15 protein-coding genes are annotated in these 14,579 nt (G+C 71.6%); 8 read left to right on the top strand and 7 right to left on the bottom strand.

All coding sequences use genetic code 11. The features are described 5' to 3' along the window. Nucleotides 1-16 precede the first annotated feature (16 nt). Both gcvT and ACFUJ1_RS25600 read left to right on the top strand, forming a co-directional pair. A complete protein-coding gene (gcvT, locus tag ACFUJ1_RS25605) occupies nucleotides 17-1,117 on the top strand; it encodes a glycine cleavage system aminomethyltransferase GcvT (RefSeq protein ID WP_378649515.1) in 1,101 nt (366 codons plus the stop codon). A 27-nt stretch (nucleotides 1,118-1,144) separates the two neighbouring features. Continuing rightward, on the top strand, nucleotides 1,145-2,242 hold the full coding sequence (locus ACFUJ1_RS25600) for a branched-chain amino acid aminotransferase (RefSeq protein ID WP_378649513.1): 1,098 nt from the start codon (nucleotides 1,145-1,147) through the stop codon (nucleotides 2,240-2,242). 61 nt (nucleotides 2,243-2,303) lie between these two features. On the opposite strand, the gene ACFUJ1_RS25595 is transcribed toward ACFUJ1_RS25600, so the two are convergent. The 5 genes from ACFUJ1_RS25595 to ACFUJ1_RS25575 form a co-directional block, all read right to left on the bottom strand. Continuing rightward, nucleotides 2,304-3,017 carry an MBL fold metallo-hydrolase gene (locus ACFUJ1_RS25595; RefSeq protein ID WP_378649511.1) on the bottom strand — a complete coding sequence of 238 codons (714 nt, stop codon included), beginning with the start codon at nucleotides 3,015-3,017 and terminating at the stop codon, nucleotides 2,304-2,306. A 244-nt stretch (nucleotides 3,018-3,261) separates the two neighbouring features. After that, on the bottom strand, nucleotides 3,262-4,005 hold the full coding sequence (locus ACFUJ1_RS25590; protein ID WP_378649593.1) for an adenosylcobinamide-GDP ribazoletransferase: 744 nt from the start codon (nucleotides 4,003-4,005) through the stop codon (nucleotides 3,262-3,264). Between the two features lie 82 nt (nucleotides 4,006-4,087). Then, nucleotides 4,088-5,167 carry a nicotinate-nucleotide--dimethylbenzimidazole phosphoribosyltransferase gene (cobT, locus tag ACFUJ1_RS25585; protein ID WP_378649509.1) on the bottom strand — a complete coding sequence of 360 codons (1,080 nt, stop codon included), beginning with the start codon at nucleotides 5,165-5,167 and terminating at the stop codon, nucleotides 4,088-4,090. A gap of 79 nt (nucleotides 5,168-5,246) precedes the next feature. Beyond that, entirely contained in the window at nucleotides 5,247-5,789 is a 543-nt protein-coding gene (locus tag ACFUJ1_RS25580) for a bifunctional adenosylcobinamide kinase/adenosylcobinamide-phosphate guanylyltransferase (protein WP_378649507.1), read from the bottom strand. A gap of 10 nt (nucleotides 5,790-5,799) precedes the next feature. Continuing rightward, nucleotides 5,800-6,768, bottom strand: coding sequence for a helix-turn-helix domain-containing protein (locus ACFUJ1_RS25575; protein WP_378649505.1), 969 nt, complete (start codon nucleotides 6,766-6,768; stop codon nucleotides 5,800-5,802). Nucleotides 6,769-6,854: 86 nt separating this feature from the next. Here ACFUJ1_RS25575 and ACFUJ1_RS25570 point away from each other — a divergent pair, with 86 nt between their 5' ends. Further along, nucleotides 6,855-7,016 (top strand): hypothetical protein, encoded by a 162-nt coding sequence (locus tag ACFUJ1_RS25570; RefSeq protein ID WP_378649503.1) that lies wholly within the window; start codon nucleotides 6,855-6,857, stop codon nucleotides 7,014-7,016. A 63-nt stretch (nucleotides 7,017-7,079) separates the two neighbouring features. Here ACFUJ1_RS25570 and ACFUJ1_RS25565 read toward each other — a convergent pair whose 3' ends face one another. Further along, nucleotides 7,080-7,739, bottom strand: a complete 660-nt coding sequence (locus ACFUJ1_RS25565; RefSeq protein ID WP_378649501.1) for a DUF3043 domain-containing protein — start codon at nucleotides 7,737-7,739, stop codon at nucleotides 7,080-7,082. Between the two features lie 175 nt (nucleotides 7,740-7,914). On the opposite strand from ACFUJ1_RS25565, the gene ACFUJ1_RS25560 reads away from it, so the two are divergent. From ACFUJ1_RS25560 to ACFUJ1_RS25550, 3 genes are all read left to right on the top strand, one after another. Continuing rightward, entirely contained in the window at nucleotides 7,915-8,271 is a 357-nt protein-coding gene (locus tag ACFUJ1_RS25560; protein WP_233016704.1) for an iron-sulfur cluster assembly accessory protein, read from the top strand. A 96-nt stretch (nucleotides 8,272-8,367) separates the two neighbouring features. Beyond that, nucleotides 8,368-9,339, top strand: coding sequence for a carbohydrate kinase family protein (locus ACFUJ1_RS25555; RefSeq protein ID WP_378649500.1), 972 nt, complete (start codon nucleotides 8,368-8,370; stop codon nucleotides 9,337-9,339). 87 nt (nucleotides 9,340-9,426) lie between these two features. Beyond that, nucleotides 9,427-10,845: an ATP-binding protein gene (locus tag ACFUJ1_RS25550; protein ID WP_378649499.1), complete on the top strand. Its 1,419-nt coding sequence runs from the start codon at nucleotides 9,427-9,429 to the stop codon at nucleotides 10,843-10,845. A 4-nt stretch (nucleotides 10,846-10,849) separates the two neighbouring features. On the opposite strand, the gene asnB is transcribed toward ACFUJ1_RS25550, so the two are convergent. Beyond that, complete coding sequence (gene asnB, locus ACFUJ1_RS25545; protein WP_378649498.1) at nucleotides 10,850-12,790, bottom strand: asparagine synthase (glutamine-hydrolyzing); 1,941 nt, start codon at nucleotides 12,788-12,790, stop codon at nucleotides 10,850-10,852. Nucleotides 12,791-13,136: 346 nt separating this feature from the next. Here asnB and ACFUJ1_RS25540 point away from each other — a divergent pair, with 346 nt between their 5' ends. Continuing rightward, entirely contained in the window at nucleotides 13,137-14,138 is a 1,002-nt protein-coding gene (locus ACFUJ1_RS25540) for a cytochrome c oxidase subunit II (protein ID WP_378649497.1), read from the top strand. A gap of 13 nt (nucleotides 14,139-14,151) precedes the next feature. Continuing rightward, nucleotides 14,152-14,568, top strand: coding sequence for a cytochrome c oxidase subunit 4 (locus ACFUJ1_RS25535; protein WP_378649496.1), 417 nt, complete (start codon nucleotides 14,152-14,154; stop codon nucleotides 14,566-14,568). Nucleotides 14,569-14,579: the final 11 nt, after the last annotated feature.

Below are 14,579 nucleotides of genomic sequence, written 5' to 3'. Positions count from 1 at the left end.
CGCTAAGCTGCCTCGGGTGACCGATACCGAGCTGCTCCGAGGACCGATCGACGCTGTGCACACCGAGCTCGGGGCGACCTTCGCGCCGTTCGGCGGGTGGCGGATGCCGGTCTCCTACGCGGGCACGGTGCGCGAGCACGCGGCGGTGCGCGAGACGGTCGGGCTCTTCGACGTCAGCCACCTCGGCAAGGCGACGGTGCGCGGCCCCGGCGCGGCGGAGTTCGTGAACGGCGCCTTCACCAACGACCTGGACCGGATCCGGCCGGGCCGGGCGCAGTACACGCTGTGCTGCACCGAGGAGGGCGGCGTGGTCGACGACCTGATCGCCTACTTCGTGGGGCCGGACGAGATCTTCCTGGTCCCCAATGCCGCCAACACGGCCGAGGTGGTCTCCCGGCTGCGCAGGGCGAGCACAGGCGGCGTCACGGTGACGGACGACCACCGGGCCTACGCGGTCTTCGCCGTGCAGGGCCCGCGCTCGCCCGAGGTGCTCGAAAGCCTCGGCCTGCCCGCCGGTCTCGGCTACATGGCCTTCGCCGACGCCGAGTGGCGCGGCCGCGAGGTCCGGGTCTGCCGCACCGGCTACACCGGCGAGCACGGCTACGAGCTGCTGCCGCGCTGGGACGATGCCGAGCCGGTGTTCCGCGCGCTGCTGGACGCGGTGCGCGCCGCCGGCGGGCAGCCCGCCGGGCTCGGCGCCCGCGACACCCTGCGCACCGAGATGGGGTACCCGCTGCACGGCCACGAGCTCGGGCCTTACATCAGCCCGCTGCAGGCGCGCTGCGGCTGGGCGGTGGGCTGGGCCAAGCAGCGATTCTGGGGCAAGGCCGCGCTGGAGCGGGAGAAGGCCGCCGGACCGGCGCGGACGCTGCTCGGGCTGCGCGCCATCGACCGCGGCGTGCTGCGCCGCGGGCAGCGCGTGCTGCGCGGTGACGAGGTGGTCGGGGAGACCACCTCCGGCACTTTCTCGCCGACCCTGGAGCGCGGCATCGCGCTCGCGCTGCTCGACACCGCGGCCGGGCTGGAGCCGGGCGCGGAGGTCACCGCGGACGTGCGCGGCAGGCGGCTGCGCTGCGCCGTGGTGCGGCCGCCGTTCGTGGACGCGCGCCCCGCCTGATCAGGGCGCCCCGATAGGATCGGGGGCATGACCGCTGCTGCACAGTTCGCCCGTATTCCGCATCCCGCCCGCACTCCGGGGGAGCGGGTACAGGAGATTCTGGCGGCGCCGGGCTTCGGCAGGTACTTCACCGACCACATGGTCTCCATCGACTACCGGGACGGCGGCTGGACCGACGCCAGGGTCGAGCCGTACGCGCCGTTGCAGATGGATCCGGCCACCATGGTCTTCCACTACGGCCAGGCCATCTTCGAGGGGCTCAAGGCGTACCGGCAGGCCGACGGCAGCATCGCGTGCTTCCGGATCGACGCCAATGCCGCGCGCTTCCGGCGCTCGGCGCGCAGGCTGGCGATGGCCGAGCTACCGGACGAGCTCTTCATCGAGTCGGTGCGCGCGCTGCTCGCGGCGGACGGCGACTGGGTGCCGGCGGCGGGCGGCGAGGAATCGCTCTACCTGCGGCCCTTCATGTTCGCCACCGAGGCGGGGCTCGGCGTGAAGCCCGCCTCCTCCTACAAGTACCTGCTGCTCGCCTCGCCGGCCGGCGCCTACTTCCCGCGCGGTGTGAAGCCGGTGCGGGTGTGGCTCTCCACCGAGTACGTGCGCGCCGCGCCCGGCGGCACCGGCGAGGCCAAGGTGGCGGGCAACTACGCCTCCTCGCTGCTCGCCCAGGCCGAGGCCACCGAGAAGGGCTGCGACCAAGTGGTCTGGCTGGACGCCGTCGAGCGCGCCTACGTCGAGGAGATGGGCACCAACAACCTGTTCTTCGTCTTCGGCTCCGGCTCGGAGGCCACGCTGGTGACGCCGGAGCTCTCCGGCTCGCTGCTGCCCGGCATCACCCGCGACTCGCTCATCACGCTCGCCGCCGACGCCGGGTACCGGGTGGAGGAGCGCAAGGTCTCGGTGCGCGAGTGGCTGGACGGCGCGGCCTCCGGCGAGATCACCGAGGTGTTCGGCTGCGGCACCGCGGCGGTCATCACCCCGGTCGGCTGGGTGCGTTCGCCCGAAGGCGAAGTCGCCATCGGCGGTGGGGAGCCGGGCGAGGTCACCCTGGCGTTGCGCGACACCCTGACCGGCATTCAGCGCGGTACCTTCGCCGATACCCACGACTGGCTCTTCCGCTTCTGATCGCGGCCGCCCGGCCCTGCCGTCCGGAACGACGGGCAGGGCTGCTGGGCGTGTGCTGGGCTCAGCCCGGCATCAGCATGTGCCATTCGTCGAGCGTCTGCGGGCGCATCACGTAGTTGTTGTCGCGCACCGCGGTCAGCGGCGCGCTCGGCTCCTGCGAGTACCAGTGCCCGGGATAGACCACCGGGTCGCCGCGGAGCCCGGCGAGATGCCGCAGGCTGCGGAACATCTCGTCGGAATCGCCGCCGGGGAAATCGGTGCGGCCGCAGCCGTCGACGAAGAGCGTGTCACCCGCGACGAGCCGGTTCTCGAACAGGAAGCACTGGCTGCCCGGCGTGTGTCCGGGCGTGTGTAACAATTCGATCTCGAAAGTCCCGACGCTGAGCTTGTCGCCGTGTTCGTGGCCGGTGAATTCGCTCTCCGCGATGCCGGTGACATTGGCGACCCAGGTCAGTTCGGCGTTGTTCACGTGCACCGGGACGCTGGTCCGCTCGAGCAGTTCGCGCACGCCGCGCAGGGTGAAGCCGAGCATGCTGCCGCCGACGTGGTCCGGGTGGTGGTGCGTGGCGAGCACGCCGGTGAGGCGCAGGCCGTCGGCCTCCGCGAGGTCGGCGAGATCGCCCGCCGCATAGGCGGGATCGACGACGACGCACTCTCCGGTCTCCCGGTCGCCGATCAGGTACGCGAAATTCCGCATCTGCGTCGCGATCGGATCGCCGACGGCGAAATCCCGGCCGGACAGCAGCTGGCGAAAGTACAGGCGCTCGGAAGACATGGCGTACACCTTATTGTGCGACCCAGACGATGCGTGCGAGTCGGCCGGAAAATGTCCACTGACCCAGACTGTGGTGGTCGCCACATCGGGGCGGAACTCGTTCGAAATTGCGGGGTGCGGTTGCCGTGCGGTGGCCTTTTCGGTGCCGGAAACAGCGGAGCGGGCGTGCCGGGCAATAGCTGGATGGCACTGGTCGGGAGGTATATCTCCGAATTACCGGCCGAGTATCGGACTTTCGGGCGGCTCAGCCGAGAGTGAGGAGTACGGCGGTGGTCGCGGTCGCCGATTCCACCGCGGCGCCGAGCACGTCGCCGGAGAGCCCCTCGAAACGGCGGACGCAATGCTGCGTCAGCAACGCGGCGACGGTCAGTGCGGCGGCGACCGCGAGCGGGCCGTGCCAGGGCGCGATGCCGGGCAGCAGGGCGGCCGCGGCGAGCGCGGCGGTCGCCCACAGGGCGGCGGTCAGTGGGCGCTGGGTGGCGGCGACGAGGGCGCCGAAGCCGGTGTCCGGTGCGGCCGGGGCGCGCACGCACGCGATGACCGCGGCGATCCGGCCGGTGGTCACCGCGAGCAGCACGCCTGCCCAGAGGCCCGCGTCCGCGAGTGCCGCGAAAGCGAAGGCCTGGGTCAGGACGGCCATGAGCAGCGCGGCCGTGCCGAAGGGGCCGATCCCGCCGTCCTTCATGATGCGGCGGGCGCGTTCGGGCGGGCCGTAGCAGCCGAGGCCGTCGGCGGTGTCGGCCAGGCCGTCCAGGTGCATGCCGCGCGTGCCGACGGCGAGTGCGCCGACCGTGAGCAGCCCCGCCAGGATCGACGTCGCGCCCGCCGCGGTGAGCGCCCACAGGACCGCTGCGGCCCCGGCTCCGAGCGAAAGCCCTGCGACGGGCGCCGCGGCGATGGCCTGTCCTGCCGCTCTGCGGTCGATCTCGCCCGGCCCGCGCGCGGGGAGCACGGTGAGCCAGGAGAGTGCGAGCCGCAGTCCGGTGATCACCGGGTCCCGCCGCGGCCGGCCATGGCACCGGTGCCGAGCACCACGCGCGGGTCGGCCCGGTGCGCGCCGGGAGTCCGGTTCACTTCCGCAGGTTCGCCGCGGGGGCGGCGGTTTCGGCCCGGGTGCTGACGCCCGCGTCGCCGAAGGTGGCCATCTCGCCGAGCGCGGCGACGGCGGCGCGGAGCAGGGGGAGCGCGGCGAGCGCGCCCGACCCCTCGCCCAGCCGCATGTCCAGGTCGAGCAGCGGCTCCAGGTGCAGGTGCCGCAGCGCCAGCCGTTGCGCGGGCTCGGTGGAGCGGTGCCCGGCCACCCACCACGCCTTGGCGCCGTCGGCCAGATCCTCGGCGACCAGCGCGGCGGCGGTCACCACGAGGCCGTCCAGGACGACCGGGGTGCGCCTGGCGGCGGCGCGGGCCAGGAAACCGGTGATGGCGGCGATGTCGGCGCCGCCGCCGACGCGCAGCAGCGCCACCGGCTGCTGCTTGGCGACCGGGCGGATCCGGCGCATGGTGTCCCGGATGGCGGCCAGCTTGCGGCTCCAGCCCGCGTCGTCGACCCCGGTGCCGCGGCCGATGGCGGCCACCGGCTCGGTGCCGGTGAGCGTGGCGATCAGCGCGGTGGCCGGGGTGGTGTTGCCGATCCCCATGTCGCCCGCGATCAGCAGGTCGGCGCCCGCGTCGATCTCCTCGTCCGCGATGGCGCGGCCCGCGTCCAGCGCGGCGCGCACCTCGTCCTCGCTGAGCGCGTCCTCCCGGTCCACCGAGCCGCTGCCGCGGCGCACCTTGTGCGCGGAGACGGCCGGGTCGGTGTCGGCGTCCACCGCGATGTCGGCCACCCGGACGGTCGCGCCCGCGACGGCGGCGAAGGCGTTCACCGCGGCGCCGCCGTCGAGGATGTTCGCCACCATCTGCGCGGTCACCTCGCTCGGGTACGCCGAGACGCCGTGCCGCGCGACCCCGTGATCCCCGGCGAAGACCACCACCCGCGCCCGCTCGAACTGCGCGGGCGGGCAGGCGCTCTGGCAGGCCGCGACCCAGTTCCCCAGCTCCTCGAGCCGGCCGAGCGCGCCCGCGGGCTTGGTGAGCTGCGCCTGGCGCGCCACGGCGGCCGCGCGCACGAGGGCGTCGGGAGCGGAGACCGGTTCGAATCCGTGTGTCACTGTCAGCCTTTCCGCGTGCTTCCGGCGCGGGGCCGGTGGCCGCGCGCTGCCGCTCCATAGTGTCCGATGCGGGCGGTGGCTATTTCACCCGCATCGGAATCCCGGCCACCACCAGCACCACCTCGTCGCAGACCTGGGCCAGGCGCTGGTTCAGGGCGCCGATCTCGTCCCGGAAGAGCCGGCCGGAGCGGGTCGCCGGGATCACCCCGAGCCCGACCTCCGGGCTGACGAGCACCAGCCGGTGCCGGTAGCCGTCGACCGCCGCGACAAGGGCGTCGGCCGCAGGGGCGACGGTGCCGCGCGGCGCCGCCCAGGCGTCCAGCGCGTCGATCCGGGCGGTGAGCCAGGTGCCGATGTCGTCCACCAGGGTCGCCGGGGGAGCATCGGCGGGCTCGGTGAGGACGGCGGCCGGGTCGGCGCTCTCCAGCACCTCCCACGCCGCGGGCCTGCGGGCCCGGTGCCCGGCGATCCGCTCGGCGAAATCGCGGTCGGCGGGGTCGGGGACGGCGGTCGCGAGGTAGCGGACCGGGCCGTCGCCCGCCAGCCGCTCGGCGTGCGCGGACTTGCCGGAGCGCGCGCCGCCGAGCACCAGTGTGCGCGGCCCGCCGGGGGAGTCACCCATGCCGCGCAGGCTACCGGGGCTCGCCGCCGAACCGGCGCCGGTACTCGGTGGGCGCGATCCCGACCTGCCGCTGGAAGTGGTGCCGCAGCAGCGCCGCCGAGCCGAACCCGGCCAGCCCGGCGATCCGCTCCAGCCCGTCGCCGGAGTCCTCCAGCAGGTGCTTGGCGTAGAGCACGCGCTGGGTGGTGAGCCACTTCACCGGGGTGGTCCCGGTCTCGGCGGCGAAGCGGCGCGCGAAGGTCCTGGTCGACATGCGCGCGCGGGCGGCCAGCTCCTCGACGGTGTGCTGGTGCTCCAGGTGCTCGCTCATCCAGGTCAGGGTGGCGCTCAGACTGTCCGAGGTGCACTCGGCGATCGGGCGCTCGATGAACTGCCGCTGCCCGCCGTCGCGCTGCGGGGGGACCACCATCCGCCTGGCGATGCCGTTCGCGGCGGCGCTGCCGATCTCCCGGCGCACCAGGTGCAGGCAGGCGTCGATCCCGGCCGCGGTGCCCGCGCTGGTGACCAGGTTGCCCTCGTCGACGAAGAGCACGTCCGGGTCGACCGTCGCGGCCGGGTAGCGGGCGGCGAGATCGTCGACGTAGCGCCAGTGCGTGGTGCACTTGCGGCCGTCGAGCAGCCCGGCCTCGCCGGCCAGGAAGGCGCCGGAGCAGACGGTGAGCACGATGGCACCGGCGTCGGCGGCGCCGCGCACCGCATCGACCAGCCGGGGATCGAGCCCGTTGTCCAGTGCGGTCACCGGGAAGGCGGGGACGGCGACGAGATCGGCCCCGGCCAGCTGGTCGAGGCCGTAGTCCGGGGTGACGGTGACGCCGGGCGTCGAGGAGCGCAGCGGCCGCCCCGGGTCGGCGCCGCAGACCCGGAAGTCGAAGCCGGGCAGCCCCTGTTCGGTGCGGTCCAGCCCGAAGACCTCGCAGACCACGCCGAACTCGAACATGGCCATGTTCTGCGCGAGCACGACGGCGACCTTCTGCAGCATGGCATCAGGGTAGCTGGCCGTATCTTTACGAACAATGTCAGAGCTGCCACTTTCGGCGGGATATGAACGAGCGAACAATTACTGCCATGATTGGTTTTCTGCTCGCCCTCGCCGTCGTCCTGCTCCTCGGAGCGCTCATCGCCGCCGGTCCCGCCCGGGCCGGCTCCGGCGCCGTCCAGGATCGGGACGCCGAACGGTTCCGCGCCGACCTGGCGGCGCTCTCCACCCGGGTTGGTCATCACCGGTGACCCAACCCCCGAAACAGAACAGCCCGCCGGTAGCACCGGCGGGCTGTTCTCGTAGGCGGTGGATCAGACCGGGTCGCCCGGGGTGAGCCGCGGCTTGGGCGCGCGCATCTTGCGGATCTGCGAGGCGCGCACGAAGGCGTACCAGCCGAGTTTGAAGCCGGTGTCGGTGGTGTCCGGGTAGCGCTCGCGGACCCGGTTGTTGATGATCCGGCCGAGGAAGACGCCCTCCACGATCATGAACGCCATCATCACCAGCATGGCCAGCGTGACGATGGTCTGCAGCCCGGGCGCGGCGAACATGGAGAGGATCAGCACCAGCGCCATCGGCATGAACAGCCCGACCAGGTTGCGCCTGGCGTCGACGATGTCGCGCACGTGCGCGCGCACCGGGCCGCGGTCGCGCGGCAGCAGGTACTTGTCCTCACCGGCCAGCATGCGCTCGCGGCGGTCCTGGGCCGCGGCGCGGCGCTCGGCGGCGGCTACCTTCCGGTCGGCCCGGTCGCCGCGGTTCGCCTTACGGCGGGCGCGCGCTTCCTTGGAGGTCATCGGGGCGGGGGCGATCGGGCCGCGCTTGCGGGCCTCGGCATCCCGGCGCCGGGGGGTGGGACGGCCCTTGCCCGCGGTGGCGGTGGCCGCCGCCGGGACGGCGCCTTCGCTCGCGTCCGCCGTGGTGACGGCGGTCGCGTCGGTGGTATCGGACTCGCCACGACGGAACAACTTCACCCGACCAGGCTATTCGATGACGCGGATCACGCGATACTCCGGTCCCGGGCAGCACGGAGGCGCCCGCGGGTGGCAAGATGGAATAGCGGCCCGACGAGTGGCGTTGAACCTGCCCGACCGGCACGATTCGGCGTGCATCGCTCGCGGGCGACCACAGCTGTCCCTAGGAGAGTCCATGACTGTGCAGAACGAGACCGCAACCGCCACCCACGGCGTGAAGCTGACCGACGCTGCCGCCGCCAAGGCGAAGGCGCTGCTGGACCAGGAGGGCCGCGACGATCTCGCGCTTCGGATCGCGGTGCAGCCGGGTGGCTGCGCGGGCCTGCGTTACCAGCTCTTCTTCGACGACCGCAATCTGGACGGCGATCTCACCGTCGAGTTCGCCGGCGTCGCGCTCGCGGTGGACCGGATGAGCGCGCCGTACGTCGAGGGCGCCTCGATCGACTTCGTCGACACCATCGAGAAGCAGGGCTTCACCATCGACAACCCGAACGCCACCGGCTCCTGCGCCTGCGGCGACTCCTTCAACTGACGATCGATTGATACGGTTGGGCCGGGACGTGAGTCCCGGCCCAACGCCGTCGCGTGCCGCTCACGCAGGCCGCCTACCGTCGAAGGACTCCGCCTCGTGACCATCGCTGTCTCCGCGTCCATCGCGACCGACCACCTCATGCGTTTCCCCGGTCGGTTCGCGGACGCGCTCCTCGCCGATCAGCTGGAGCACGTCTCCCTGAGCTTCCTCGTGGACGACCTGCAGATCCGGCGCGGCGGCGTCGCGGGCAACATCGCCTACGCCATCGGCCAGCTCGGCGGCAACCCGCTGCTGGTCGGCGCGGTCGGCGCCGACTTCGGTGAGTCCTACCGGGGCAAGCTGGAGGCGAGCGGGGTCGACTGCTCCGCGGTCCGGATCTCCGACTCCGCGCACACCGCCCGCTTCGTCTGCACCACCGACGACGACATGGCGCAGATCGCCTCCTTCTACCCCGGCGCCATGAGCGAATCCCGCGACATCGGGATCGGCGAGCTGGCCGAGCACCACGACTTCGACCTGGTGCTGGTCGGCGCCAACGATCCGGAGGCGATGCTGCGGCACACCACCGAGTGCCGCGAACTGGGGATTCGGTTCGCAGCCGACCCTTCGCAACAGCTCGCGCGGCTCGACGGGGACCAGGCGGTGCAGTTGATCGACGGCGCCGACTATCTCTTCACCAACCGGTACGAGTGGGCGCTGCTGCTGCAGAAGACCGGGCTCACCGAGGAGGAGGTGGCCGCGCGCGTCGGCATCCGGGTGACGACGCTCGGCGGTGACGGGGTCCTCGTCGTCGACAGGGACGGCACGTCCGTCGAGGTCGGCGTCGTGCCGGAGAACACCAAGGTCGAGCCGACCGGCGTCGGCGACGCCTTCCGCGCCGGATTCCTCACCGGGCACTCAGCCGGGCTCGGCCTCGAGCGCGCCGCCCAGCTCGGCTCGCTCGTCGCGGTGCTCGTGCTGGAGACCATGGGCACCCAGGAGTGGGCGCTGGACAAGGTCGATGCCGTCGAGCGGCTCACCAAGGCGTACGGGCCCGAAGCCGCCGCCGATATCGAGCGCGTGCTCTGAACTCCACCGACTTCGCTACTGCGCCCATGTTACTAACATTCATGTTAGTAACATGGGCGTTAGTAATTGCGGCTCGGTGGAGGTGGCATGGCGGAATTCGTCGGTCGACGACGTGAACTGAAGCTGCTCGATCGTGAGCTGTCCAAGGTGGTGGCCGAGGTCGGCGGGGCACGGCCGGGGCGTTGTGTACTGCTCAGGGGGCGCCGCCGAGTCGGTAAATCGCGGTTGGTGGAGATCTTCGCGGAACGAGCCGAGGTGCCCTTCCTCTTCTACGCGGCCACCGGTGCGTCGCCGGAGGTGGATCTCGAGCGGCTCGGTCGCGACGCGCAGGCGTCCTCCCTGCCCTCGGCCGGTCTCCTGGCGGCGGCTCGCCCGTCCAGCTGGGATGCCGCATTCGACATCCTCGGCGCCACCCTGCCATCGGACAGGGCGAGCGTGGTTGTCATGGACGAGGTGCCCTACCTGATGGACGCGGAGGGGAACTTCGAGGGCATGCTCCAGCGGGCCTGGGATCGGGTGCTGGAGACGAAGCCGGTGCTGCTGATTCTCATCGGGTCCGACCTGTCGATGATGGAGGCGCTGAACAGCTACGGCCGCCCATTCCATCAGCGCGGGCGCGAGATGGTGCTCGGCCCGCTCGACCCCGCCGAGGTCGGCGAGATGCTCGACCTCGAGCCGCAGACGGCTTTCGACGCGGCTCTGATCACCGGTGGACTGCCGCTCGTCTGCGCCGAGTGGTCGCGTGGCGCGGGCGTGTGGGAATTCCTGGCGGACGCGCTCGACAACCCGGTGTCGGCGCTGCTGGTCTCGGCCGAGCGATCGCTCGCGGCGGAATTTCCGCAGCAGGCGCAGGCCCGCGCGGTGTTGTCCGCGATCGGAAGCGGTGAGCGGACGTTCTCGAACATCGCCCGTGCGGCGGGTGGAATCAGCGCGGCCTCGCTGCAGCGGTCGCTGGCGGTCCTCGCGGACAAGCGGGTGATCGCGGCGGAGTTGCCGGTGGCGACGTGGCCGTCGAAAGATCGCCGCTACCGCGTCGCCGATCCCTACCTGCGGTTCTGGCTGAAACTACTCGGGCCGGCGATGGCCGAGATCGAACGCGGTCGCGGGGACCTGACGCTCGCGCGAATCCGCGAGAACTGGACCAGCTGGCGCGGGCGGGCGATCGAACCGCTGGTGCGGGAGGCGCTCGCACGGTTGCTGCCCGACGCGAATCTTCCCGCCGCGCCCGCGATCGGCGGGTACTGGACCCGCACGAACGACGTGGAGATCGACATCGTCGGCGCCGACCGCGAACCGGTTGCGAAGGAACTGCTGTTCGTGGGGTCGGTGAAGTGGCTGGAGAATTCTCCGTTCGACCGGCACGATCTCGCGGCGCTGCACCGGCACCGCGCGGCGCTCACCGCTGAACCGGTGCCGGTGCTGGCCGTTTCGCGCAGCGGGATCGACTGCGCGGGGCTCGACGCGGCCTACGGGCCGGCCGAGCTCCTCGCGGCGTGGTCGACCTGAGAAATCAGAGCGAGACCGGGTAGGTCGGCTCCTGGATCTCGGGCTTGATCCGCTGCTCGACGAAGACCCCGTGCCACACCATGAAGACGAGCACCGTCCACAGCCTGCGGCTGTGGTCCGAGCGACCCTCGCGGTGCTCGGCGAGCATCCGCGAGACGGCGGCCTTGTCCAGCAGGTGGTCGGTCTGCGAGTCGGCGATCTGGGCGCGCGCCCAGTCGTGCAGCTCGGTGCCGCGCAGCCAGTGCCGCAGCGGGACCGGGAAGCCGAGCTTGGCGCGGTGCAGCACGTGCGGCGGGACGATCCCCTCCAGCGCCTGGCGCAGCGCGTACTTGGTGGTGTCGGGGCTGATCTTCTGCTCGTAGGGCAGCCCCTCGGCCGCCTTCAGCACCTCGGTGTCGAGGAAGGGAACGCGCAGCTCGAGCGAGTTCGCCATGGTCATCTTGTCGGCCTTGACCAGGATGTCGCCGCGCAGCCAGGTGAAGAGGTCGAGGTGCTGCATGCGGGTGACCGGGTCCCAGCCGCGGGAGCGGTCGTAGATCGGGGCGGTGACGTCGCGGTGCGTCCACTCCGGCCGGAACTCGCGCAGCACCGAGCGCAGCTGCGCGTCGCTGAAGCTGCGCGCGTTGCCGTAGTACCGCTCCTCCAGGGTGAGCGAGCCGCGGTGCAGCAGGCTCTTGCCGCGGGTGCCGTCGGGGATCCGCTCGGAGAGCCGCCCGGCCAGCCTGCGCAGCCCGCGCGGCAGCCGCTCGAACGGCTTCAGCGAGAGCGGCTCGCGGTAGATCGTGTACCCGCCGAAGAGCTCGTCCGCGCCCTCGCCGGAGAGCACCACCTTGACGTGCTTGCGCGCCTCCTTGGCGACGAAGTACAGCGGCACCAGCGCCGGGTCGGCCACCGGGTCGTCCAGGTACCAGACGATCTCCGGGATGGCCGCGGCGAACTCGGCGGGCGAGACCACCTTGACGATGTGCCGCGCGCCGATCGCCGCCGCGCTCTCCGCGGCCACGTCGACCTCGGAGTACCCCTCGCGCTCGAACCCGGTGGTGAAGGTGATCAGCCCGGGGTTGTGCCGCATGGCGAGCGCCGCGATCGCGGTGGAGTCGATGCCGCCGGAGAGGAACGACCCGACGGTCACGTCGGCGCGCATGTGCTTGGCGACCGAGTCCTCCAGCGCCGCCGCGATCTCACGGTAGCGGTCCTGCGGGTCGCCGGTGAACGGCCGCACCGGGAAGCGCGGTTCGAAGTAGCGGGTGACCTCCGGCGCCGCGCCGGGGCGGACGGTGGCGTAGCTGCCGGACTCCAGCCGCCGGATGTCGGCGTGCAGCGTCTCCGGCTCCGGCACGTACTGCAGCACGGTGTAGTGCTCCAGCGCGCGCGGGTCGAGCTTGTCGGTCAGGCCGAGCGCGGGCAGCAACTCCAGCAGGCTCTTCTTCTCGCTGCCGAACGCGGTGCCGCCGGGGCCGGTGGCCAGGAAGAGCGGCTTGATGCCGAACGGGTCGCGGGCAAGGAAGAGCTCGCCGGTCTCGGTGTCCCAGATCGCGAAGGCGAACATGCCGCGCAGCCTGCGCACCGCCTCCGGGCCCCAGTAGTGGAAGGCCGCGGCGATGGCCTCGCTGTCGCCCTCGGTGCGGAAGATCGGCTCGGCGCCGAACTCCGCGCCGTGCGCGGCGGCCAGCTCCGCACGCAGCTCGAGGTAGTTGTAGATCTCGCCGTTGAAGGTCAGCGCGTAGCGCTCGCGGTTCTCGGCCGGACCCCAGCGCAGCGGCTGGTGCGAGTGCTCGATGTCGATGATCGACAGCCGGTTGAAGCCGAAGATGACGTGGTCGTCGTGCCAGGTGCCGCGCTCGTCGGGCCCGCGATGGCGGACGCAGTGCAGGGCGTCGTACACCCGCTCCACGGTGTCCGGTGCCGCCACGTCGGAAGTCAGAAAGCCGAGCAGTCCACACACGGTGTCGGCACCCTCGATTCGGTCGGCCGGGGCTGCTCCCCGGGGAAGTCGAAATGTTCTGCCCGAGTATGCCGCACCCGCCCCGGCGGCGCGGCGCGCGGAGTGCCACCGCGGGAACCTCCCGGTCGTGCGTGTCGAAGCCGACCCGGCGGCGACCGGGGCGCCGGTTTGGTCTACGCTGCGTAGTACTCAGGACATTTTCAGGTGCCCTGAATCAGTCGGGATGTGTGGCGACCAGGAAGGCGTGAGCGTGGCGCACAAGGCGAGCGAAGAGATCGGGGCACGACCCGTCGGGGGTCGGCGGAGCCGCGTCCTTCGCCGGGCCGGGCTGGTGGTGTCCCTCGGGATGACCGCCCTGCTCGTCTCCGGCTGCTCGATCGACAATGTTTGGCTGCGCTTCGGCTGGCCCTCGGGTATCACCCCGCAGGCCGAGCGGATGCGCGAGCTGTGGACCTGGTCGGTCATCGCCGCGCTGGCGATGGGCGTGCTGGTCTGGGGCCTGACCTTCTGGACCGTCGTGTTCCACCGGAAGCGGCCGGACTCCCCGGAGTTCCCCAGGCAGACCGGCTACAACGTGCCGCTCGAGCTCACCTACACGGCGATCCCGTTCGTCATCATCGCGGTGCTCTTCTACTTCACCGTCGTGGTGCAGAACTACGTGCACGAGAAGGTGCCCGACCCGGACGTCACGGTCGACGTCACCGCCTTCCAGTGGAACTGGAAGTTCGGCTACCGGAACGTCGACTTCAAGGACGGCTTCCGCTACGACGGCATCGACACCGTGCGCGAGGGCCAGGCGCAGGAGCAGCTCGAGGCGTACAAGGAGCGGGTCGACGAGGAGCACGGCCACCCGCAGCCCGGCCCGATGCACGGCAAGCCCGCCAACGACATCCTGTCCTACCTGCACTACGACAAGGTCGAGACGGTCGGCTCCAGCACCGAGGTTCCGGTGCTCGTGCTGCCGACCGGCAAGGTGATCGAGTTCCAGCTCGTCGCCGCCGACGTCATCCACGCCTTCTGGGTGCCGGAGTTCCTGTTCAAGCGGGACGTCATGCCGAACCCCAAGGAGAACCACTCCGACAACGTCTTCCAGATCACCGAGATCGAGAAGGAGGGCGCCTTCGTCGGCCGCTGCGCGGAGATGTGCGGCACCTTCCACTCGATGATGAACTTCGAGGTGCGCGCCGTCTCGCCGGAGAAGTTCACCCGGTACCTCGAGGCGCGGCAGCAGGGCCGGACCAACGCCGAGGCGCTGGAGTCCATCGGCGAGTCGCCGGTGGCCACCTCCACCCGGCCGTTCGACACCGAGCGCACGACGAAGACCGCGGTCGCGGCCGAGAGCAAGTGAGGGTTGATCTGACATGAGGATCGAAGCGCGCATCTTCGAGCTGCTCACGGTGTTCTTCATCATCGTCGGCGCCGTCTACGGCTTCTTCACAGCCCAGTCCCGCACCGGGATCGAGTGGGCGGGCCTCACCGCCATGGTGCTGACCGCGGGCCTCTCCCTGATCATCGGCACCTACTTCCGCTTCGTGGCCCGCAGGCTCGACCTGCGGCCCGAGGACTACGACGACGCCGAGATCGTGGACGGCGCGGGCGACCTCGGCTTCTTCTCGCCGAACAGCCCGTGGCCGATCCTGCTCGCCGGCGCGGGCGCGGTGACCGCCCTCGGGCTGGCCTTCTTCCAGTTCTGGCTGATCGGGACCGGCGTCGTGCTGATCCTGGTCGCCGCGGCCGGGCTGGTCTTCGAGTACCACGTCGGCCCCGAGAAGCACTGATCCACCGAACG

Source organism: Nocardia sp. NPDC057227, from assembly GCF_042669725.1.
Taxonomy (GTDB): domain Bacteria; phylum Actinomycetota; class Actinomycetes; order Mycobacteriales; family Mycobacteriaceae; genus Nocardia; species Nocardia asteroides_A.
Note: the sequence above shows the minus strand (reverse complement) of the source record. Positions and strands in the feature narration are given on the sequence as shown.